The organism is Nonomuraea jiangxiensis, from assembly GCF_900099965.1.
Taxonomy (GTDB): Bacteria; Actinomycetota; Actinomycetes; order Streptosporangiales; family Streptosporangiaceae; genus Nonomuraea; species Nonomuraea jiangxiensis.
Window position 1 is genome coordinate 183,173 of record NZ_FNDJ01000006.1, and the last position, 20,992, is coordinate 204,164.

The window sequence follows — 20,992 nt, forward strand, 5'->3', positions numbered from 1 at the left end:
CCCGGACTTGCCCGACCCGGACTTGCCCGACGCGGACTCCCCGACGCGGACTCCCCGACGCGGACTCCCTGACGTGGGCTTCCGACGGGTCGGGAAGAGGAAGGGCGGCTTCACACCCTCGAACCCGCTCCGGCGTGCGGGAGCCAGCCGCTCTCCTCCGCCCAGGACGCGGCGATCGCGATCAGGAGATCGACGACGGGATCCTTCACGTCGGTATAGGTGGCGACATCGGGGACCGCGTGCGCGAGCACGTTCTTGAACCGGACGTAGGCCGGCACCGCCTCCTGCTGCGCGCAGAACCAGTCCCGGAACAGCCCCCGCTCGGCCAGGACCCGGTCGAAGACGTCCGTTCGTCGCAGAGGCTCGATCCTCGCGCCCGCCAGGCGTCGTCGTGATCGACCACGACGGGACGCACGGGGTTCGTGTCATGCGCCATTCGATGGAGTGTAGGAAACCGGGACCAGCAGGAACATTCAATAATTCTTCCCAGCATCCACATCACTCCGCACGCGACACCCGGCGGCCAAACACCTGATCGCCTTCCCGCCGCTGCCTAATAGTCCACGACCGCAATCCCGCGGCCCCCGCCGCAGGATGTCCCGGCACAACTGGATTTCGGAACTCCGGGCGGCTCCACGGGCGCGCCGATTTTCGCGCGACCCCCACGATTACTTACCGTTGGCGGAGATTACGCGGTGCTATCGTCGGTGAATCAAGTCACGGAATGAAGGGGGGGACGCGTTGAGAGCATTCGTACGAATTGCGGTGATCATTCTGCTCGGCTGCGGCGCACTGCTGACCGCGAACAGCGCATCGGCAGTGGCAGAGCCCGAAGAGGGAGGCTCCCTGCTCTACCGGATGACAGGAGCGGACCTCGGCACCCTGATCGAGGCCCTGCCCAGCGTTTTCTGCGGCAACCGCCTGATCAGCTACAACTCCCCGACGCTCAATTCGCCCACGAAGTGCGTCAACGGCCCGGAGAACAGCGGAAACTCAACCAACAGCGGGAATTACCATAATGAAGGAAACGCGATCAACAGCGGTAACTTCTCCAACACCAACGGCTCCACCGGCAGCGGCAACACCACGAACGGCGGAAACACCGCCAACGGACCCCAGACCGTTGAGTCAGGCTGGTGACCGGCGATGACGGGCTTGACGCGGAAGGCCCTGCTGGCCGCGGCTCATCTCGGGTTGATGGTGACGGCGGTCGTACTGTCCACGCCGCTACTCGAACGCTCGGCCTCGGCCACGGCGGCGGTCGGGCACGACGCGTTCGCCGACCGGGGGAACCTGTGGAAAAGCGGTAACTATCGCGTCCGCGGGCGTCAGGTGAACAGCGGCAACTGGGACAACGCCAACGGCTCACTCAACAGCGACAACATCATCAACGGCGGCAACTACGCCAACGGACCGCAACACATCGTGGAGGCCCCGGGAATCTCCAAGATGGTGCGTTGACCGGCGGATGATCCGATGGCCCCGATAACGGCGCCATCGGGGCCAGGGGCACTCGCCTGATGTGCGCACTCCGAGTGACGGACCGGAGTTTCGGCAAGCGGCGAGTGAAACCGGCCGACCGGCGGCTGGAAACCCGGCGCTCGCTGAACGGGAGAGAGTTCGGCGAGCGTCCCCGTTGTGACGGCGCCGCCGGCCCACCCCCACAACAGAGAGCGGCGCTCAGGACGCAGGACCACCAAGGTCATCGCGAAAGCGTCGCGCAGAATGCTCCACCATCAGAAAAGCCCGGCTCCAAGATGACTTGGACCGGGCGTTTTCCTGCTCACAGTGCGAGCCCCCAAACGGAATCGAACCGTTGACCTTCTCCTTACCATGGAGACGCTCTGCCGACTGAGCTATAGGGGCCTGTCCGGCGCTGCGGACAGGTGTAACCATACACGTGAGTCAGCGATGATGCGAACTCGTTCGGGCCTCCACAGCCGCTTCGGTCCTCCGCCGCACGGGCAACTCGATCACCTCACACAGGTCGGCCAGATCGACGTGTCCGGCCACCTCGGCCACAGACGTGCAGTCGGCGACCAACCACCCGTGCCGGCGCACCCGTAGCACCTGCCGCCCAGCTCGCATGACACCCACGACCTCGAAGCCGTCGAGTCCCACCCATCGCCTGTCCATAGCGGCACACATTAGCCGCCGGGTCTCTCATTTTCCGTGGAGTCACACGCGTTACAGCCATACCAACTCGGCACCGGCCATCCCGGAAGCCGGCGCGGGAACGGTGCCGCGCCGGGTGCCCGTGGCTCAGTACCGGTAGAAGCCCGCAAAGTCCTTCCGCCCCCCGACGTGGTCGATGCGGACCACGGCCCCGGTGTAAGGAGCGTCCATCATCTTCCCCCCACCGAGATACACGCCCACATGGTGTGTCTTGATCGACTTGTCCGTGACGTGGCCGAAGAAGACCAGGTCCCCCGGCCGCCCCATGGCGACCCGCCGCAGCTCGCGTACCTGGTCGTCGGTGTTCCCCGGCCCCAGTACGTCGCTCCCGTGCGCCAGCGCGTAGACCCACCTGGCGAGCCCCGAACAGTCCAGCCCCCGGGTGACGGCCGCCGGGCACGGCCTGATCTTCCCCCGGTACCCCACGCACGTCCCCAGCGACGGTCCGGGGTCGGCCGCGTGTCCGCCTCCCCACGAGTACGCGACCCCGAGCCGCTGGATCTCGTAGGAGGCCCGGACGATCCGAGCCGGTACGTACCGGTCCAACGGCACGGAGGCGGTGGCGGCCAGCAGGAGCAGAGCCGCCACCACAGCCGACCGCCGCCTCATCCCGCCCCCTTCGATAGAGCCCCGGGGATTTATCCGGCTTTAAGGGTGAGCTTTATTGAGCCAACGGTGACGTTCATGCCAACTGTTCCCTTTACCTTGGCGTTCGTGGTGATGGTGAACGTCTTCTTCGCCCCCCGGGCCAGTTCCGAGAGCCTGCACGACACGGCCGTACCGCTGAACTTGCACCCCGGCGCCTTCACCACCCGGTGCCCGCCGAACGCCCGTCCCGACACCTTGACGTCGCGCACCGGATGCGGGCCGGTGTTCGACAGGGTCACGATGTAGGTCTTCCTGCTTTTGGCCGCCCCCGACACCGTCACCTCCGCCGGCGGGTTGGCCAGTTCGGCCAGCTGCGACTCCGTACCGTGGAACGCGTTGCCCCCACCGGCCAGCGGCCCCTTCTCCGCCGACTGCCAGAACGTGTACCGCGTCCAGCCCTTCGGCAGCTCGCCGGGATCGCCGCCCCACCGGGCCAGCCACAGCGGGTTGGCCTTGAACGCGCCGGAGTTGCCCGTGCACGTCTGCCACCAGCTCGTGGTGGTGTAGATGATCGCGCGCCGCCCGGTCGCGTCGTAGTACTTCTTCGTGAAGTCCTTGATCCAGGTGACCATGTCGGCCGTGGACAGGTCGTAACAGTTGTTCTTGCCGTTCCGGTCCTTGTACGGGTTGTCCTCGACATCGAGCACCCCCGGCAGCGTCAGGCCGTCGCTGACCCAGTTGCCGCCGTTCTGCAGGAAATAGTCGGCCTGCGCCGTCCCGTTGGATTCGTGTGGTTGCGCAAAGTGATAGGCGCCACGGACGAGCCCGGCCGCGGCGGCGCCGTCGTACTGGGCGTCGAAACTCGGGTTGCGATAGTTCGTGCCCTCGGTGGCGTGGACGAACGCGAACTTCCCACCGCCCGAGGACACACTTCCCCAGTCGACCTCGCCCGTCCAGTTGCTGACGTCAACCCCGGTAACACCATCGGCCGCCTCGGCGGCCCCGGCCCCACTGACCCCGAGCATTGCAATTACTACAAATAACAGCGCACGTTTCACGCCGCAGATCATCGCGGAGCACTACACAATTCCGCAAGTCGCGAAATATCAACGGATATAGACGTATCGACGCGGAACACCGCCCCCAACCCCAGCGGCCGCGCCCCCGCCACCCATTCCACCCATCGCTCATCACCGACCTCGGCGTCAAGGTGGATCGGGTGCCGTTCACGCCGCTCGTAGCGACTCCTGGCGAGGTCAGGCGGTACGTCGCACCAGACCTCGCGCACCGCCGCCCCGGCGACGCCCGCCCGGTCGAGTCCGGCGAGCACCACCGGCCGCAACGGCGCCGGCCACAGGCTCTCCAGCACGGCGCCGCGCCCGCAGCTCGCCAGCAGCGTCCACAGGCTCTCGCTCGCGGCCGCCCCCAGCCGCCTGCTCCACTCCCGTTCGCCGACCCCGTCGGGCCTTTCGAGCATGTCGGCGAGGGTCTCCTTGAGATCGTCCTTGCTGAAGACCGGCAGTCCGAGCGCCCGCCCCAGCCCCCGCGCGAGGGTGGTCTTCCCTGCTCCCGGCAGCCCGTTCACGAGTACGCACAGCATGGCCACACATGCTGCCGCAGCCCGTACACGCCCGCATGGCGAAAAAAGTTTCCAGGTAACGGGAAAACCGCACCTCAGACCCCCAAAATCCGCCACCAAGGAGCCGCCGCCGAACACGTCGTTTCCGCAGGTCAGAGGCGTTTGTATACCTTACATTCACGTTTGCCAAACCGGGATCTCCCTGCACAAACTTGGTTCGATCCTCAATCGAGCCCCCGACCTGGGGTTTCTTCGCCATGCCCAGAGGAGACCGACCATGATCCATACCCGGGGACTGACCCGAGTGTTCAAAGTCAAGAAGCAGTCCGTCGAAGCCGTGCGCGGCCTCGACCTCGATGTCGAAGCCGGCCAGCTCGTCGCCTTCCTGGGCCCGAACGGCGCCGGCAAGTCCACCACCTTGCGCATGCTCACGACGCTCCTGCCGCCCACCTCGGGCCAGGCCATGGTGGCGGGCCGCGACGTGGCCAGGGACCCGGCAGGCGTCCGCGCCCGCATCGGCTACGTGGGCCAGCAGAACGGCGCGGGCGAGAACTTCCGGGTCCGCGACGAGCTCGTCACCCAGGGCCGCTGCTACGGCCTCACCGTCAGGCAGGCGAACGCCAGAGCCGACGAGCTGCTCGACCTGCTGGACCTGAAACCGCTGGCCAAGCGCCTGCCCGGCACCCTGTCAGGCGGCCAGCGCCGCCGCCTGGACATCGCCCTCGGCCTCATCCACCGCCCCGACCTGCTCTTCCTCGACGAGCCCTCGACCGGCCTGGACCCGAAGAGCCGGGCGGACATCTGGCGGCACATCCTGCGCCTACGGGAGGCGTACGGGACGACGTTGGTCCTGACCACCCACTACCTGGAGGAGGCCGACAGCATGGCCGAGCGGGTGGTGATCATCGACAACGGCCGGATCATCGCCGACGGCACCGCCGAACAGCTCAAGAACGACCTCGCGGGCGACCACATCTCCATCACCACGACCACGGAGCAGGACGCCGCCAGAGCCGTCGCCCTGGCGGGCGGCACCGCCGAGGGCACGACCGTCCGCGTCAAGGTCCCCAACGCGGCCGCCGCGCTCCCCGACCACCTCAGAACCCTCGACGGCTCCGGCATCAAGGTCGCCACCGCCGAGACCATCCGCCCCACCCTCGACGACGTGTTCCTCACTCTCACCGGGAGAAGCCTGACCGATGATGACATTCCTGCGTGACACCCGCACCGTCTTCTCCCGCGAGTTCGCGCCGGCCCGGCGCGATCCCACCGGCCTGCTCTTCGAGATGGGGCAGCCGTTGCTGTTCCTGTTCCTGTTCGGGTCGCTGCTGGACGGGGCGGTCGGCTCGTCGTGGCAGTGGTTCGTGCCGGGGATCCTGGTCATGATGTGCCTGACCGGGCCCATGGGCGCCGGCTACACGCTGCTGGTGGAGCTGATCGGCGGCTCGATGGAACGCCTGCTGGTCACGCCGCTGAACCGGACGGCGATGCTGGTGGGCCGGACGCTGAAGGACATGCTCGTCCTGCTGACCCAGACCGTGCTGATCATCCTGCTGGCTCTCCCCCTGGGCTTCCAGCTGTATCCCGTGGGGATCCTGCTGGCGGTGGCCCAGCTGGTGGTCTTCGGGGTCGGGCTGGGCGCGCTCTCGTTCGTCCTGGCCATCAAGTCGGCCCCGGGCGGCACCCTGTTCTACATCGTCAGCCAGTCGATCCTGTTCCCGCTGCTGCTCCTGTCCGGTGTGCTGCTCCCCCTGGACACCGCCCCCGGCTGGCTCCGCGTGGCCGGGCAGGTCAACCCCGTCACCTACATCGTGGACGCCCAGCGCGCCCTCTTCGCGGGCGATCTCGTCAACCCGTCCGTCCTGTACGGGACCGCCGCCGCCTGCGGTGTCGCCGCGCTCGGCCTCTACCTGGGCAACCGGGCGATGCGCCGAGGCGTCTGACCAGCCAACATCGGCGAGAATGTCGGTCATGACCCATGTGATCGCAACCCGCACCGTGCCCTGGATCCCCGTGGCACACCGCCTGGACCTGATCCTCTCCCCGACCCTCCCGCCCGTGGATCAGATCACCTCCGCGTTCGCATTCGTGTCCGACGAGACCGGCCGGACCCTCCTGACCTGTATAGACCGCGAGGGCCGCGGCTGGGACATCCCCGGCGGCCACCTGGAACCCGGCGAAACCCCACCGGAGGCCGCGGCCCGCGAGCTCTATGAGGAGACCGGCCTCCGCCTCACCTCGTCCGACCTGTCCGTCTTCGCCTGGGAACGCATCGAACTCCACGAACCGCCCCCCGCCGACTACCGCTATGCGGCCCTGACGTACATGGTGATGTTCCGGGCCCGCCTCCCCCGCCCCGGAGCCCCCACCCGCCCGCCCGCCGGCTCGGAGAGCACTCATGCCGAATGGCTCTCCTACGCGGACATCAGCCGCCTGTGCGCCGGCCGGAGCTGGCTGGCCCTGCTAGATGGTGCGCGCCCGCTCTAGGTCCTCGGTGCGGTAGAGCCGCTCCGGAATGCTCGCCAGCGTGGAGTGGCGCACCCGCGGGCCCAGCCCGTAGAAGTGCTGGAAGCTCATGATCAGTGGCCGCCAGGCGTCGGGGTCGATGTGGTCGCTCGTCCCCTCCAGGCGGATCTCCTCGTGCACCCAGACCCGCTGCACGCGTACCTCAAAGGCCAGCGCCGAGCCGTCGCCCATGGGATGCGACGCCTCCACGACCGCCTCCATGCTGACCGGGCACTCGGCCACCCGAGGCGGCGCGACCGTCTCGGACGGCACGGGGGTCAGCCCGGCCCGCCCGAACTTGTCGGGCACGAACCGGTATCCCCGCTGCTGCTTGCGTTCCGAGACGGGGTCGGCCCCGGTGGTGAGCGCGAGCCGGTCGACGGCCGGGGCGATGGCGTCGGAGGGCAGGTTGAGCACGCATTCGCGCGTCCTGAGCAGGTTCGCGGTCGTCTTGGAGGCGCCGCCCATGCCCAGCATCGCCCGCCAGCCGAGCCAGAAGGCGGAGGACATGGGGGCCAGGTTGGGCGTGCTGTCCTCGTTGAGGGTGGAGATCAGGACCACGGGCGTGCCGAAGTAGAGGATGTTCGGCTCGATCCGGACGTGTGTGTCGACAACAGAAGTCATGGCCCCCACTTTCACCGCCCTGGGGAATCCCCCGCTGGCGGCCTTCGGACGTCTCGCTGCGTGGCCCTCGTCACGGCCCGTGGCGCACGTCACATCGGCCTCGTGTCACGGACCGGCCGGCCTCCCGCATCTCGTGGTCGTCAGCACGACGAGAGAGGTACGAGACGATGAGCGCACAGCGCAAGGCCGGCCCGGCGAGCCCCCATCACGTCCTGGTCCTGGGCGCGGGATACGCGGGCATGGCCGCGGCGATCCAGCTCGCGGCCCGGGTCGGGCGGCGCGGGGACGTGCGGGTGACCCTGGTGAACGCGCAGGAGCGGTTCACCGAGCGGCTGCGGCTGCACATGGCCGCGACCGGGCAGCGACTCGCCACGATGAGCATCCCTGAGCTGCTGGCGGGCACGGGCGCGCGGTTCGTACGGGGCTGGGTGACGGCGGTGGACCCGGACGCGAAGACCGTACGGATCGACGACGACCAGACCCTGCACTACGACACGCTGGTGTACGGGCTGGGCAGCGTGGCCGACACGGCGGCGGTGCCGGGTGTCGCGGACCACGCCTACACCCTGGACGGCCCCCAGGACGCCGAGGCGCTGGCCGCCCGGCTGGCGCGGCTCGGCAGCGGTGGCACCGTGGTGGTCGGCGGCAGCGGGCTGACCGGCGTGGAGTCGGCGGCGGAGATCGCCGAACGGCATCCGGAGCTGAGCGTCGTCCTGCTGGGCCGCCAGGAGCCGGGGGCGACCATGAACCCGAGGGCCAGGACTTACCTGCGGGCCGCGCTGGAGCGCCTGGGCGTCCGGGTGCGCGGCGGGGTCGAGGTGGTGAAGGTGTCGCCGGGCGCGGTCGAGCTGGCGGGCGGGGAGAGCGTCCCCGCCGACGTCGTCCTGTGGACGAGCGGCACCCGGGTCTCACCGCTGGCGGCCGCCGCCGGCCTGACCGTGGACGAGCGCGGCCGCGTCGTCACCGACGCCACGCTGCGGTCGGTGTCGCACCCCGACGTGTACGCGGTGGGCGACGCGGCCGCGATCCGCCAGGGTTACGGCGTCATGCACGGCACCTGCCAGGGCGGCATGCCGACCGGAGTGCACGCCGCGGTGTCGATCGTCCGCGCGCTGGCGGGCAAGCGGCCCAAGCCGTTCCGCTTCGGCTACTACCACACGCCGGTGAGCCTGGGGCGGCACGACGCGGTGGTCCAGTTCACCCGCCCCGACGACAGTCCCAGGAGGGTGTGCCTCACGGGCCGTACGGCCGCCTGGTACAAGGAGACGGTGACCGCCTCACCCTGGCCGACCTATGGCCGGATGAAGAAGATGCCCGCCTCGGGTGCGTTCTGGCCCCGTGGCGGCCGGTTCACCCGGATCCGGGACGCCCGATGAGCCACCCGGACCAGGAGCGGGACCAGCGGGTGTTCCAGGAGCATCGCAATCTGCTGTTCTCCGTCGCCTACCGCATTCTCGGCACCGCGGCCGACGCCGAGGACGTGGTCCAGGACGCCTGGATCAAGTGGTCGGCCGCGGACCGCTCGCAGGTGGCCGATCCCAAGGCGTACCTGGCACGGATCGCGTCGAACCAGGCGCTGGCCCGGCTGCGCTCCGCCCGGCACCAGCGCGAGACCTACGTGGGGCCGTGGCTTCCCGAGCCCATCCTCACCAGCGGCGACACCGCCGACGACGTCACGCACGCCGAGTCGGTGTCCATGGCGATGCTGGTGGTGCTGGAGACGCTGAGCCCGCTCGAACGGGCGGTGTTCGTGCTGAAGGAGGTCTTCGGCTTCAGCCACGCCGAGATCGCCGAGGCGGTGGAGCGCTCCGAGGCCGCGGTACGGCAGGCCGCGCACCGTGCCCGCGAGCACGTACAGGCCCGGCGGCCCCGCTTCACCGCCGACAGGTCGCGGCAGCGGGCGGTCACCGAGCGGTTCCTCGCCGCCGCGACAGGGGGCGACCTCAACACCCTCATGGAGCTGCTGTCCCCCGAGGTCACCCTGTGGACGGACGGGGGCGGCAAGGTCCGCCAGGCCCTGCGTCCGGTCGTGGGCGCGCGGACGGTGGCCGCCTGGTTCGCCGCCATCGGCACGGTCACCTACCAGGGAGTCGAGCCCGGCGACATGAAGGCCGCGCTGGTCGAGCTCAACGGCGGTCCCGGCATGGTGTTCAGCGGGCCGGACCGGGTGATCGCCACGGTCACCTTCGCCTTCGACGCGGACGGCCGCATCGCCGCCATCCACAACATCGCCAACCCGGACAAACTGCGGGCCGTATCCGGCGGGATCGCTCACGACGTCCGCGCCTGCTGAGCCCCATGCGGGTCGCGGCGGCTGCCCCGGTCGCGGACCCACCCGCCCCCACCTGCTGGAATTGAGGCGTGACTTTCGCGGCGGTGTCGTGTCGGGGCCTCGGCCGATCGTCTAAGAGATGAGGGCCGATCGCGGGGCCGCCCCGTGACGCCCGGAGACCACCGGCAACCGATTCCGTGGAGCAAGACATGAACCCCACTCTCAACACCGTCGACCTCGTGGTGTCCGACCTGGACGCGGCGATCGCCTTCTACGCCCGGCTCGGGCTGGAGTTCAAGATCGACGAACATTCCGGCCAGCACGCCGACTGCCACCTGCCGAACGGGATGACCGTGATGCTGGACACCGAGGGCTTCCGTACGCCGTTCCTGCCCGGCTGGAGCGCGCCGACCGGCGGGCCGCGGGCGCTGCTGTGCTTCCAGTTCGACGACCCGGCCGGGGTGGACGCGAAATACGCTGAGCTGGTGGCGGCCGGCCACCGCGGGATCGCCGAGCCGTTCGACGCGTTCTGGGGGATGCGCTACGCCACGGTGGCCGATCCGGACGGCGTGGGCGTGGACCTGTACGCCAACCTCCCGGCAAGCTGACGAACCCCCGACCGAACCCAAGGAGACCGTTGTGAAGTACGTACTGATGTTCGTCGAGACCGAGGCCTTCGCCAAGGAGCTGGAGGCGATGAGCGCGCTGGAGCTGGAGGCCGCCTACGACGCGGTGGGCCGCTGGTTCGCCGAGCACTCCGACAAGATCACCCACCACACGCGCCTGGACCCCATGCACACCGCCACCACGGTACGGCTGGGCGGGGGCGAGCCGGTGGTCACCGACGGCCCGTTCGTGGAGGGCAAGGAGGTGGTCAGCGGGTTCGCCGAGATCGAGGTGGCGGACCTGGACGAGGCGCTGAAGATGGTCAGCACCTGGCCGGCCTGCCCGCTCCTGGAGATCCGCCCCTTCTCATGAGCGAGTCCGGGGACGCGAGTCACGAAGCGCTCGCACGCGTGGTGCGCGAGCACGCCGGTCGGCTGGCCGCGTCCCTGGTGTCGCTGCTGGGCGACTTCTCCACCGCCGAGGACCTCGTACAGGACGCGATCGAGACGGCGCTGCGCCGCTGGCCGGCCGAGGGCGTGCCGGACCGGCCGGACGCGTGGCTGTTCACGGTGGCCCGGCGGCGCGGGCTGGACCTGCTGCGCCGCGAGTCCACCTACCGGGCCAAGCTCGACCGGCTGACCTGGCCGGCTCCCGCCGTACCCGATGACCGGCTGCGGTTGATCTTCACCTGCTGCCACCCGGCGCTTTCGCGCAGCGCGCAGATCGCGCTCACGCTGCGCGTGGTGTGCGGGCTCTCCACGGCGCAGATCGCCGCGGCGTTCGTGGTGGGCGAGGCCACGGTGGCGCAGCGGATCACCCGCGCCAAGCGGAAGATCGGCGAGGCCGGGATCCCGTTCCGCCTGCCGCCGCCGCGGGAGCTGCCCGCCCGGCTCGGCGAGGTCCTGGCTGTCATCTACCTGCTGTTCAACGAGGGCTACCTGTCCAGCACGCCGGAGCGGGCCCAGGCCCGTGACCTGGTCGACGACGCCGAATGGCTGGCCGCGCTGCTGGCGAACCAGGTGCCCAAGGAGCCCGAGGCGGCCGGGCTGCTGGCGCTGATCCGGCTGCACCGGGCGCGCGGCGCGGCCCGCTTCGACGCCGCCGGCCGCCTGGTGCTCCTGGCCGACCAGGACCGCGGCCGGTGGGACCGGCAGGCCATCGAGGAGGCGACCGCGCTGCTGGTACGGGCCGCGCGCTCCCGGCGCAGGCCGGGCCCGTACCAGTTGCAGGCGGCGATCGTGGCCTGCCATGCCGAGGCCGCCGACTTCGAGAGCACCGACTGGGCGCAGATCCTGGTGCTGTACGACATGCTGCTGCACCTGGCGCCCTCGCCCGTCACCCGGCTGCACCGGGCGGTCGCCCTGCGGTACACGAAGGGAGCGGCGGCGGCGCTGGCGGAGCTCGACGACCTGGACGAGCCACTAGCGCGCTACCCGCTGCTGCACGCCACCCGGGCCGAACTGCTGCGCGCGCTGGGCCGCCGCGACGAGGCGCGCCGGGCCGACGAGCAGGCGCTGGCGCTGACCGCGAACCCGGCCCAGCAGGCACTGCTCGCCGAGCGGCTCGACTGGACCTGATGGCTTCCGGCGGCTCTGAAACGAACGCGGCTCGCGGGCGCGGCGGTCAGGCGTTCGGCTCGCCGTAGCTGTCGGTGAGGGCGTTGAAGCGGGCCAGCATGCCGCCCAGCAGTTGGACGTCCTCCGTCGGCCAGGTGGCCAGCAGTGCGTACAGGCGTTGCTGGCGGGCCGAACGGGCGTGGTCGAGCCGCTGGTGGCCCTCGTCGGTGAGGTTCAGCGAGTGGGCCCGGCCGTCCAGCGGGTTGGGCTCGCGCTGGATGAGTCCCAGCTCCTCCAGCACCTTGAGCTGGCGGCTGATCGTCGCCTTGCCGACGCCGAAGTAGGCCGCGAGATCGCTGGACCGGGCCGGGGCGACCTCCTCGATGCGTACGAGCAGGCTGTAGGCGGCGACCTCCAGCTCCGGATGCACGGCCCGGCTGATCTTGCCGGACAGCGCCCTGGAACGCCGGAAGAGCACGCCCAGCTGGTGCTCGACCGCGGAATAGGCCTCGAAATCCTCGACGGGAACGGTCGTCGGTGTCTCGGTCATCGGAGCCACCGTTTCTCACCGGGCGATGGTGTGGGTCGTGGGCGAGGTGGTGTGCCGGCCATCGTGGTCACCAGGGCGATCAGGCGGTCGGCGGCAGCTCGCCCTGGACGGCCTGGATGTCCAGTTCGACCTTCAGCGTAGCTCCGATCAGGAAGATCCCCGCCTGGACCACCTGGTTGTAGTTCATCGCGAAGTCGGAGCGGTGCAACTCGGTGACCGCCCGGAACGCGACCCGCAGGCCGCCCCACGGGTCGGGGCTGGTGCCGAGGTAGGCGAGGTCGAGGTCGATCGCCCTGGTGATGCCGCTCAGGCTCAGGGTTCCGTGCAACGTGTACCGGTCCGGGCCCGTGGGAACCACCCCGGTGCTCCGGAAGTAGATCGTGCGGTGGACGGCGACGTCGAGGAAGTCCGCCGAGCGCAGGTGGGTGTCGCGGGTGCTGTTGCCGGTGTCGATCGACGCGGCCTCGATCTCGGCCACGACACCGGACGCCTCGGCGGTCGCGCCGATCACGATGCTGCCGCGGAACGAGGCGAACCGTCCCTGCACGCTGGACACCCCGAGGTGCTGCGCGGTCGCGGACACCTTCGAGTGCGCCGGGTCGATGGTCCACACGCCGGGCGGCGGCAGCGCCGTCCCTCCCTCCCGGGCGAGAACGAGCGTGCCCAGGTCGGCGGTGCCCGACGCGGTGGCGATGGCCGTGGAGGCGATGGGCGTGTACCCGGCCGCGGTGACGACGACGGTGTAGACGCCGGGGGGCAGCGGGGCGGTGGACACCATGCCCTCGGCGTCCGCCTCGGCCCGGACGACCTGGTTGCCGGACATGTCGGTCAGGGTGACGACGGCGTGCTTGACGGCCCAGCCGTCCTTCGTCCGCATCTGAACATGCAGACCACGCCCGCCTGCTGGTGGTCTGTCCGGGGCCTGATGGCCTGTGTACATGGGATTCCTGCTTTCGCTCTTCACACGGGCGGCTGCGCGCCTCTCACTGGGCTCATCGGCGGCCCTGGCGCCTGTTGACGGGCACTCGTTTCACCGGGCGGCTGTTGCGCGCCGCCGGTCTGGGGTTCCGGCCGGGCCCGGCCACGTCCACGGACGCGGCCGGGCGGCCTGGTGTCACTCCGAGTGGCCGAGCCAGATGTCCTGGCCGTCCTCGCCCTGCCCGGTGAGGGTGACCGCGTTCGCCTGGGGCGGGTAGCCGGTGGCGATGACGGTGTACTGGCCGCTGGTGAGGTCGGCGAAGGCGTACTCGCCGTCCTCGCCGGTCGTCGCCGTGCCGACGACGTTCCCCGTCGCGTCGAGGAGGGTGACCCGGGCGTCCGCGAGCGGGCGGTCCGCGCCCTTGAGCCGGATCGTGCCGCGGATCCGCGCGGCCGTCTGCAGGGTGAGGTCCTGCGTGGTCTGCCCGGTTCCGACCTCCACCGGTACGGCCGTGGGCCGGTGGGTCTCCGCACTGGCCGTGATCGTGTAGGTGCCGGCGACGACGCCGCTGAAGCCGTACGTACCGTCGGCCTTGGTCACGCCGGTGATGACGACCTCTCCGCGGGCGTCCGTCACGATGACCATCGCCTGGGCGACCGGGTTGCCGGCGAGGTCGCGTACGGTGCCGCCCAGCCTGCCGGACCCGCTGAGCACCAGGTCGAAGTCGAGCGGCCGGTTGCCGACGACCAGCGTCGCGACCTGCGGGTCGTACTCGCTCGCCGAGGCGATGAGGACGTACGTGCCGCTACCCGGGGTGGGCACCTGGTAGGAGCCGTCGGGTTGGGTGGCCGTCCGGCCGAGCTGGTGACCGCCGACGTCGATCAGGGTGAGGTTGGCGTGCGGCACCGGCATCCCGTCGCCGCCGCGGACGAAACCGCGGATGCCGGAGCCGCCGTGGTCCTGCGGCGGCGCCGGCCGGCCTGCCGAGGCGTGGGCCACGTTCGGGACGCGCAGCGGCAGGGTGGCCAGGCCGTTCTGCGGCTGCTGCTCGGCGTTCGCGCCCACCGTGACCAGTTCCGGCCGGTCGAGGTCCTGCGCGCGCTGGGCGTGGCGGCCGGGGACCGCGGGCTGGGGGGAGGGCGCGCTCGCCGACGGGATCGGACCGTCGTTGGAGGTACGCAGGGGCACCTCCTTGATGAAGAGCACGATGAGCAGCGCCAGGACCGCCAGCGGCGAGGCGTACAGGAACAGGTCGCCGACGCCGTGACCGAACGCGCTCTGGACGACCTCGCGCACCGGAGCGGGGAGTTCGGCCAGCTTCGGGATCGAGCCGTCGCTGCCCGGGCCGCCCTCGATGCCGAGCTTGGCCAGGCCGTCCTTGGTGTACTCGGCGACGCGGTTGGTCAGGATGGCACCGAGCGCGGCGACGCCGGCCGTACCGCCGAGCGTGCGGAAGAACACCACCACCGAGCTGGCCGCGCCCAGGTCCGTGAGCCGTACCTGGTTCTGCACGGCGAGGACCAGGTTCTGCATGACCATGCCGACGCCGACGCCGATGAGGAACATGAAGATCGCCGCTTGCCAGTACTCGGAGTCGTAGCGCAGCGTGCTGGCGAGGATGAGCCCGGCCGACAGGAACAGGCCGCCGAGGACCAGGAAGATCTTCCAGCGGCCGGTACGGCTGATGATCTGGCCGGCGACCGTCGACGTCAGGGCCAGTCCGGCGATCAGGGGCAGGGTCATGATCCCTGCATGCGTCGGCGTCTCGCCGCGGGCAAGCTGGAAGTACTGGCTGAGGAACGTGGTGACGCCGTACATGGCGACGCCGACCAGCAGGCTCGCCACCGTGGACAGGCTGATGGCCCGGTTGGCGAACAGGCGCAGCGGGAGGAGCGGGTCCTTGGCCCGCATCTCCACGAGGATGAAGATCGCGGCGAGGAACACCGCGCCGGCGATCATCGAGGCGGTCTGCCAGGAGAGCCAGTCGTACTCGGTGCCGGCGAAGGAGACCCAGATCAGGAGGAGCGAGGTGGCCGCGGAGAACAGCACGGCTCCCGGCCAGTCGATCGAGACCTCACGCTTGAGCACGGGGAGGCGCAGGGTCTTCTGCAGCACGATCAGCGCGATGATCGCGAACGGCACGCCGACGTAGAAGCACCAGCGCCAGCCGAGCCAGTCGGTGTCCACGATGACGCCGCCGATCAGCGGTCCTGCGACGGTGGCGAGGGCGAAGGCGGCGCCGATGTACCCGGAGTAGCGTCCCCGCTCGCGCGGGGAGATCATCGCCGCCATGATGACCTGGACCAGGGCGGTGAGACCGCCGACGCCGAGGCCCTGGACGACCCGGGCGCTGATGAGCATCGCCGGGTCCTGGGCCAGTCCGCCGAGGGCGGAGCCGACCACGTAGATGATCACCGCGAGCTGGACCAGGACCTTCTTGCTCACGAGGTCGGCGAGCTTGCCCCAGAGGGGGGTGGTGACCGTGGTGGCGAGCAGTTCGGCGGTGATGACCCAGGTGTAGGTGGTCTCGGTCGCGTGCAGGTCGGAGATGATCGTGGGAAGCGCGTTCGACACCACGGTCGTGGACAGGATCGCCACGAAGAGGCCGAGCAGCAGTCCTGACAGCGCTTCCAGGATCTGCCGATGTGTCATCGGCGCGTCCGACTCGGGCGCAGCCCCCCGGGCCTCGGCCCGTACTGCGGTTGTCATCAATGTCCTTTCACTGTCTGAGCCGTGCGAGAGGGATGCGGTACGCGGGCACGGTGCGCGTTGAAGCCGGTGCAAGGGACCTGGCGAGAGGGGGGCATGAGATCGGCGATCTCCTCGCTGGTCGGGGTCGTCGTGGGGGTCGGCGGGCGGGCGTTCGCCGTCCGTCACGGGGACGCCGTCGAAGGGGTGGACGGCGGGAACTCCATCTGGTTGCTTAGGGCAACAACATTACTTGTGTGACCTAAGTAACTTTCTACCGGGTATGGGTTTTTTGTCCGTTTCCCCCGATCCCCCGTGCAACACGGGCTTTTCGCGCCTTCGGGCCTTCGGGCCTTCGGGCCTTCGGGCCTTTGAGCCTTCGGGACCTTCGGGCCTTCGAGACCGGGGCTTCGGGCGTCGGGACGTCGGATGTCGGGATCGGGACGTCGGGGACGTCACGACGTCGGGATCGGGAGGTCGGGACGTCGCGGCGTCGCGGCGTCGCGGCGTCGCACGGCTTTCGGCGGGAAGGGGGTGCGGTCCGCCTCCTGCGGGCGGATCCACCGCACGGCGACTATCGGAACCCGTACCGAAGCCGACGCAGCAGAAGCCCCGGCCTCCGAGACCAGCTCGTGGGCGTTGGACGTGGGCGTGGGCGTTGGACGTGGGCGTGGGCGTGGACCTTGGCGTGGACCCGGACCTTGGGCGTGGGCGTGGACCCGGACCTTGCCGTGGACGTGGGCGCGCCCGGCTAGCGGGATGAGGAAAGCCCGCACGTGGTCCTCACCGGAAGAGAAGAAAAACCCTGATCTCGCAACGGCACCCGCACCCACCACCCGACGGACGTGTGTGTGGTGCCGTCACCCGCCGAGCGCTCTTCCACCACGGCGATAGTCGCGCGGGGACGCGCCGGTGACCCGCTTGAACGCGTTGCTCAGCGCGCCCTCGGAGCCGTAACCGACCTCACGGGCGATCACCGCCACCGTCTCGTCCCCTCGGCGCAGGCGGTCGGCGGCCAGTTCGATCCGCCAGCCGGTCAGGTAGTCCATCGGCCCCTGACCGACGGCCTGCTTGAACCGGGCGGCGAGCGTCGACCGGGACACCGCCGCGACCCCGGCCAGCTCGGCCACCGTCCAGGCGTGAGCCGGCCGGGCGTGCATGGCCCGCAGCGCCGGCGCCACGACCGGGTCGGCGAGCCCCGCCATCCAGCCGGCCGCCTCGCCAGACCCGGCGCTGTCCAGGTGCAGGCGCAGCAGCTGGATCAGCATGACCAGGGCCAGATGCCCGGAGACCAAAGTCGAGGCGAGCGGCCGGTCGCGCAGCTCGGCGTCGACCTGCTCAAGCGCCCACCGCAGGGTCGCGGCCTCGGTGGTGCCGCCGGGCACGTGGAGCACCGGCGGCAGGGCGTCCAGCAGCAGCTCCTTGGCCCGCTCGCCGAAGTCGAACCGGCCCCCGATGAGCGCCACGTCCTCACCGGCGCCCACCCGCGCGACGCCGTCGGTGGCCGCCGCGAAGACCGGCTCGGCCGGGACCGGCCGCACCCCCGGCCCGCTGGCCAGGGTGAAGGCACGGTGCTGGGCGAGCAGGAAGCAGTCTCCCTCGGCCAGCTCGATCGGTTCCGATACGCCGTCCACGGTGAGCAGGCAGCGGCCACGGCGTACCGAGTTGAACTTGACCGACGGCGGCGGCCCGAACTCCACCGCCCATTCACCACCGGCCACCAGCCCGATGGACAGGTGGCCGGTCACGCCGACGAGGGCGAGGACGTCTTCAAGAGGATCGGCTTGCTGGACGCTCACTGAACTATGGTGGACCCTGAAGCATTCTGAGTCCAATGACCGCTTTATACCGTTTTTGGTCGTGACGCAGATCAGCACCCCATTCAATGCCAAGACCACGGCCACCGAGATCCTCACCGGTGTCGACCTCACCGGACGACGAATGATCGTCACCGGCGGTGCCTCCGGAATCGGCCTGGAGACCGTCCGGGCCCTGCGGAAGGCGGGAGCCGAGGTCGCCGTCGCCACCCGCAAGCCCACCGGCGACCAACTGGCCCTGGACCTGAGCGACCTCCACTCCGTACGCACTTTCGTCGCATCTTGGACCGGGCCGGTCCACGCGATCGTGGCGAACGCCGGGGTCATGGCCCTGCCCACCCGCCAGGTCGCCGCCAACGGCTGGGAGCTGCAGCTGGCGACGAACTTCCTCGGGCACTTCGCCCTGATCACCGGCCTCCACGAGAACCTGCGGCAGGCCGGAGACGCGCGAGTGGTCATGGTGAGCTCCGGCGCTCAGCTGAGGGCGCCGTTCGACTTCGACGACCCGCACTTCGAGCGCCGCCCGTACGACCCCTGGGTCGCGTACGCGCAGTCGAAGACGGCCGATGTGCTGCTCGCGGTCGGCGCGGCCCGCCGCTGGGCCGGCGACGGCATCACCGCGAACGCGTTCGAGCCCGGCTACGTGCATACCAACCTGCAGCGGCACATCGACGCGGCCACCATGCGGGCGCGTGGCGCGATGGACGAAGAGGGGAACCTGCTGATGCCGCCTCACTTCACAACCCCAGAGCAGGGCGCCGCCACCGCGGTACTCCTCGCCGCATCCCCACTAATGGACGGCGTGACCGGCCGTTTCTTCTCCTCGGCGAACCAGGAGGCCGAGGTGGTGCAGGGCGGCCCGGACGCAACCACGGGCGTCGCGACCTGGTCACTAAACCCGTCAGCCGCCGACCGCCTCTGGCACTACGCACTCACAGCAACCACAACCCACTGACCTCAAAGCCGAAGCCAGCCACCGCCCAGGCACCGCCACAGAAGTCGGCACCTGGGCAGACCCCCACCACCACTCCGAAACACACACCGACCAAACGATCCACAGCAAACAACTCACCGGCCTTCAGCCACGGACTTCTGCCCACCACGGCCCTCTCCCCGCCACGGACTTCTGCCCACCACGGACTTTTGCCCGGCGCGGACTTTTGCCCGCCACGGCCCTCTCCCCCCACCGACATGGACCACTTAAGACCACGGCCTGGCAGCTCCCTTGGTGTTCGATGCCTTCCCACTGGCGATGGCCGCCGGGCCGGACGGGCTCGCCATAGGACAGCCGGACGACTTCGAGTGGATGGCCACCGGCCCAGAGCGGCTCACCTTGGAACTACCGGACGACCTCCAGGCGATGCCCGCCGACCGGCACGGGCTCACCATGGGACCACCAGACACTTCTAAGCGATGCCGCCGACCGGAGCGGCACGCCATGGAACCACCGGACGACCCTGCAGGCGATGCCCGCCGACCGGCACGGGCTCACCATGGGACCACCAGACACTTCTAAGCGATGCCGCCGACCGGAGCGGCACGCCATGGAACCACCGGACGACCCTGCAGGCGATGCCCGCCGACCGGCACGGGCTCACCATGGGACCACCAGACGCTGCGAAGCGATGCCCACCGGCCCGGAGCGGCTCACCATGGGACCACCGGACGACTTCAGGGCGATTGGGTGCGCGGTATCCGGAAGTGCCCCTGCCGCCACTTCGATGGTGATCGGCAAGGCCGGCCCGGGTGACCACCGTTCTCGATCATGTCCCCTGGGATTGCACCCGGCCACCTTCCCGTACGGACGTGCACGCCCCCATCCGACCCCCCCACGTTCAGGGAGTTCGATGTGCGCACGTCCGTCAGTGCGGCCGCTTCGCCGTGACGAGCAAAGCCATGGGCAGCGCCGCGATGGGTATCCGGAGCGGCCCGGCGCTCAACGAGCCCAGACCCGCTCAGCAACCGCAGCACACAGCCGCCCCCAAGGCATGCGGTCGTTATCACGAGTCGCGGCGAGAGAGGCTGAGACCGCCCGCCCCCAGGGCCACGACCACGTAGAACGCCAGGACCGCTATAGCCGCGGGTGGTGACAGCAGATAGGCCGAGTCGGCACCCACGATCTGGGGTGCGAGGTTGGGAATCAGCATCGAGGCCACCCACAGGTGGAGGGCGTCCGGTAGGAAGTGCGCGAAACTGGGCAGCACCACGGTAAACGCCCCGATCGCCGTCACCGTCGCGGTCGTCGACCGTAAGACCGCGCCGAGCCCCAGTGCGACGAGGCCGGTGGCCAGGGTGGTGACGGCCGTGCCGGTCGCCGAAGCGGCCGCTTCCCACCCGTTGGTCCAGGGGTTGAGCGGCGGCGGGCGGTCACCCAGAACGAGGATGGCGACGATCTGTGACAGGCCCGCGAGCAGCACGCCGCTGGCGGACGCTACGCAGGTGACCACCACGATCTTGGCGGCCAGCAGCGTCCACCGCCGCGGGACCGCGGCCAGGCTGGGGCCGAGGGAGCCGGTCGAGAACTCGGTGGTGATGGCCAGGGCACCGACCACGCCGATGAAGAAGGCTACGAACGGCATCACCATGACGGCTGGATCGGCGCCCTCGAAAGACGCCCGCTCCTGCGGTGGGGCCTGATCGTAGGAGCCGACGTGGATGATGAGGACGAGCAGGGCGAGCAGGCTGGACGCGGTCGCTGCCGCCCAGACCGCCCAGGTGGAGCGCAGGGTCCGGAGCTTCAGCCATTCCGCCGCGACGACGTCCGGAAGGGACGCGAGCCCGGACCCGACGATCCCGGGCGGGGCCTGCCTCGGCGGTGCTGTGGTCTGCCACGACATGGCGATCACCAGCCCTCTCCGCCACCGGCGCGGTAGTCGGCAGCGCGATAGTTGGCGGAACGATGGTCGGCGGACGGATCGTTGGCGGCGCGGTAGTCGCCGACGCGATACTCAGCGGCGCGGTCGTCGCCAGCTCGGTCGTCGCCAGCTCGGTCGTCGCCAACGCGGTCGGTGGCGGCGCGGTACTCGGCTGCGCGGTCGTCGCCAGCCCGGTCGTCGCCAGCCCGGTCGCCGCCAACGCGGTCGCCGCCAACGCGGTCGCCGCCAACGCGGTCG

23 protein-coding genes and 1 tRNA gene are annotated in these 20,992 nt (G+C 70.1%); 13 read left to right on the forward strand and 11 right to left on the reverse strand.

From position 1 onward, the window contains the following. Nucleotides 1-110: 110 nt before the first annotated feature. On the reverse strand, nucleotides 111-383 hold the full coding sequence (locus BLS95_RS59520; protein ID WP_143043710.1) for a GrpB family protein: 273 nt from the start codon (nucleotides 381-383) through the stop codon (nucleotides 111-113). A gap of 382 nt (nucleotides 384-765) precedes the next feature. Between BLS95_RS59520 and BLS95_RS15225 the strand changes: the two genes are divergently transcribed. Both BLS95_RS15225 and BLS95_RS15230 read left to right on the forward strand, forming a co-directional pair. Then, nucleotides 766-1,140, forward strand: coding sequence for a hypothetical protein (locus tag BLS95_RS15225; RefSeq protein ID WP_218135771.1), 375 nt, complete (start codon nucleotides 766-768; stop codon nucleotides 1,138-1,140). Between the two features lie 6 nt (nucleotides 1,141-1,146). Further along, nucleotides 1,147-1,461 carry a hypothetical protein gene (locus BLS95_RS15230; protein WP_090931629.1) on the forward strand — a complete coding sequence of 105 codons (315 nt, stop codon included), beginning with the start codon at nucleotides 1,147-1,149 and terminating at the stop codon, nucleotides 1,459-1,461. Nucleotides 1,462-1,793: 332 nt separating this feature from the next. On the opposite strand, the gene BLS95_RS15235 is transcribed toward BLS95_RS15230, so the two are convergent. From BLS95_RS15235 to BLS95_RS15255, 4 genes are all read right to left on the reverse strand, one after another. Continuing rightward, nucleotides 1,794-1,866 (reverse strand) — tRNA-Thr (locus BLS95_RS15235). A 396-nt stretch (nucleotides 1,867-2,262) separates the two neighbouring features. After that, complete coding sequence (locus tag BLS95_RS15245) at nucleotides 2,263-2,784, reverse strand: C40 family peptidase (protein WP_090931631.1); 522 nt, start codon at nucleotides 2,782-2,784, stop codon at nucleotides 2,263-2,265. A 29-nt stretch (nucleotides 2,785-2,813) separates the two neighbouring features. Continuing rightward, the gene (locus BLS95_RS15250; protein WP_090931632.1) at nucleotides 2,814-3,788 is read right to left on the reverse strand and encodes a GH25 family lysozyme; all 975 of its coding nucleotides are present in this window, start codon (nucleotides 3,786-3,788) and stop codon (nucleotides 2,814-2,816) included. A gap of 41 nt (nucleotides 3,789-3,829) precedes the next feature. Next, complete coding sequence (locus BLS95_RS15255; RefSeq protein ID WP_090931633.1) at nucleotides 3,830-4,363, reverse strand: P-loop nucleotide/nucleoside kinase family protein; 534 nt, start codon at nucleotides 4,361-4,363, stop codon at nucleotides 3,830-3,832. Between the two features lie 256 nt (nucleotides 4,364-4,619). Between BLS95_RS15255 and BLS95_RS15260 the strand changes: the two genes are divergently transcribed. From BLS95_RS15260 to BLS95_RS15270, 3 genes are read left to right on the forward strand one after another with little or no spacing between them, the layout of a single operon-like run. Further along, nucleotides 4,620-5,561, forward strand: coding sequence for an ATP-binding cassette domain-containing protein (locus BLS95_RS15260; RefSeq protein WP_090931634.1), 942 nt, complete (start codon nucleotides 4,620-4,622; stop codon nucleotides 5,559-5,561). Then, a complete protein-coding gene (locus BLS95_RS15265) occupies nucleotides 5,542-6,285 on the forward strand; it encodes an ABC transporter permease (RefSeq protein ID WP_090931635.1) in 744 nt (247 codons plus the stop codon). The genes BLS95_RS15260 and BLS95_RS15265 overlap by 20 nt, the downstream gene beginning before the upstream one ends. Nucleotides 6,286-6,313: 28 nt before the next feature. Beyond that, nucleotides 6,314-6,829, forward strand: a complete 516-nt coding sequence (locus BLS95_RS15270) for an NUDIX hydrolase (RefSeq protein ID WP_176993200.1) — start codon at nucleotides 6,314-6,316, stop codon at nucleotides 6,827-6,829. Here BLS95_RS15270 and BLS95_RS15275 read toward each other — a convergent pair. Beyond that, the gene (locus BLS95_RS15275) at nucleotides 6,806-7,471 is read right to left on the reverse strand and encodes a flavin reductase family protein (protein ID WP_090931637.1); all 666 of its coding nucleotides are present in this window, start codon (nucleotides 7,469-7,471) and stop codon (nucleotides 6,806-6,808) included. The genes BLS95_RS15270 and BLS95_RS15275 overlap by 24 nt on opposite strands. 167 nt (nucleotides 7,472-7,638) lie before the next feature. Between BLS95_RS15275 and BLS95_RS15280 the strand changes: the two genes are divergently transcribed. From BLS95_RS15280 to BLS95_RS15300, 5 genes are all read left to right on the forward strand, one after another. Next, nucleotides 7,639-8,847: an NAD(P)/FAD-dependent oxidoreductase gene (locus tag BLS95_RS15280; RefSeq protein WP_090931638.1), complete on the forward strand. Its 1,209-nt coding sequence runs from the start codon at nucleotides 7,639-7,641 to the stop codon at nucleotides 8,845-8,847. After that, nucleotides 8,844-9,764: an RNA polymerase sigma-70 factor gene (locus tag BLS95_RS15285; protein WP_090931639.1), complete on the forward strand. Its 921-nt coding sequence runs from the start codon at nucleotides 8,844-8,846 to the stop codon at nucleotides 9,762-9,764. The genes BLS95_RS15280 and BLS95_RS15285 overlap by 4 nt, the downstream gene beginning before the upstream one ends. Nucleotides 9,765-9,952: 188 nt before the next feature. Further along, nucleotides 9,953-10,351, forward strand: a complete 399-nt coding sequence (locus tag BLS95_RS15290) for a VOC family protein (RefSeq protein WP_090931640.1) — start codon at nucleotides 9,953-9,955, stop codon at nucleotides 10,349-10,351. Between the two features lie 31 nt (nucleotides 10,352-10,382). Beyond that, a complete protein-coding gene (locus BLS95_RS15295) occupies nucleotides 10,383-10,721 on the forward strand; it encodes a YciI family protein (protein WP_176993201.1) in 339 nt (112 codons plus the stop codon). Then, nucleotides 10,718-11,926 carry an RNA polymerase sigma factor gene (locus BLS95_RS15300; protein WP_090931641.1) on the forward strand — a complete coding sequence of 403 codons (1,209 nt, stop codon included), beginning with the start codon at nucleotides 10,718-10,720 and terminating at the stop codon, nucleotides 11,924-11,926. The genes BLS95_RS15295 and BLS95_RS15300 overlap by 4 nt, the downstream gene beginning before the upstream one ends. A gap of 46 nt (nucleotides 11,927-11,972) precedes the next feature. Here BLS95_RS15300 and BLS95_RS15305 read toward each other — a convergent pair whose 3' ends face one another. From BLS95_RS15305 to BLS95_RS15315, 3 genes are all read right to left on the reverse strand, one after another. Further along, a complete protein-coding gene (locus BLS95_RS15305; RefSeq protein WP_090931642.1) occupies nucleotides 11,973-12,455 on the reverse strand; it encodes a MarR family winged helix-turn-helix transcriptional regulator in 483 nt (160 codons plus the stop codon). 79 nt (nucleotides 12,456-12,534) lie between these two features. Then, nucleotides 12,535-13,332 carry a YceI family protein gene (locus BLS95_RS15310; RefSeq protein WP_218135772.1) on the reverse strand — a complete coding sequence of 266 codons (798 nt, stop codon included), beginning with the start codon at nucleotides 13,330-13,332 and terminating at the stop codon, nucleotides 12,535-12,537. A gap of 237 nt (nucleotides 13,333-13,569) precedes the next feature. Next, on the reverse strand, nucleotides 13,570-16,083 hold the full coding sequence (locus BLS95_RS15315) for an MFS transporter (RefSeq protein WP_218135773.1): 2,514 nt from the start codon (nucleotides 16,081-16,083) through the stop codon (nucleotides 13,570-13,572). Between the two features lie 96 nt (nucleotides 16,084-16,179). On the opposite strand from BLS95_RS15315, the gene BLS95_RS55675 reads away from it, so the two are divergent. Further along, a complete protein-coding gene (locus BLS95_RS55675; protein ID WP_176993202.1) occupies nucleotides 16,180-16,323 on the forward strand; it encodes a hypothetical protein in 144 nt (47 codons plus the stop codon). A 599-nt stretch (nucleotides 16,324-16,922) separates the two neighbouring features. Here BLS95_RS55675 and BLS95_RS15320 read toward each other — a convergent pair. After that, nucleotides 16,923-17,861, reverse strand: coding sequence for an AraC family transcriptional regulator (locus BLS95_RS15320; RefSeq protein ID WP_090931645.1), 939 nt, complete (start codon nucleotides 17,859-17,861; stop codon nucleotides 16,923-16,925). Between the two features lie 61 nt (nucleotides 17,862-17,922). Here BLS95_RS15320 and BLS95_RS15325 point away from each other — a divergent pair, with 61 nt between their 5' ends. Further along, on the forward strand, nucleotides 17,923-18,834 hold the full coding sequence (locus tag BLS95_RS15325; protein WP_090931646.1) for an SDR family NAD(P)-dependent oxidoreductase: 912 nt from the start codon (nucleotides 17,923-17,925) through the stop codon (nucleotides 18,832-18,834). Nucleotides 18,835-19,879: 1,045 nt separating this feature from the next. Here BLS95_RS15325 and BLS95_RS15330 read toward each other — a convergent pair. Further along, nucleotides 19,880-20,716 (reverse strand): ABC transporter permease, encoded by an 837-nt coding sequence (locus BLS95_RS15330; RefSeq protein WP_143043736.1) that lies wholly within the window; start codon nucleotides 20,714-20,716, stop codon nucleotides 19,880-19,882. A 62-nt stretch (nucleotides 20,717-20,778) separates the two neighbouring features. Between BLS95_RS15330 and BLS95_RS55680 the strand changes: the two genes are divergently transcribed. Beyond that, nucleotides 20,779-20,992 (forward strand): hypothetical protein (locus BLS95_RS55680; RefSeq protein WP_218135775.1); only part of this gene is annotated, 214 nt, incomplete at its 3' end.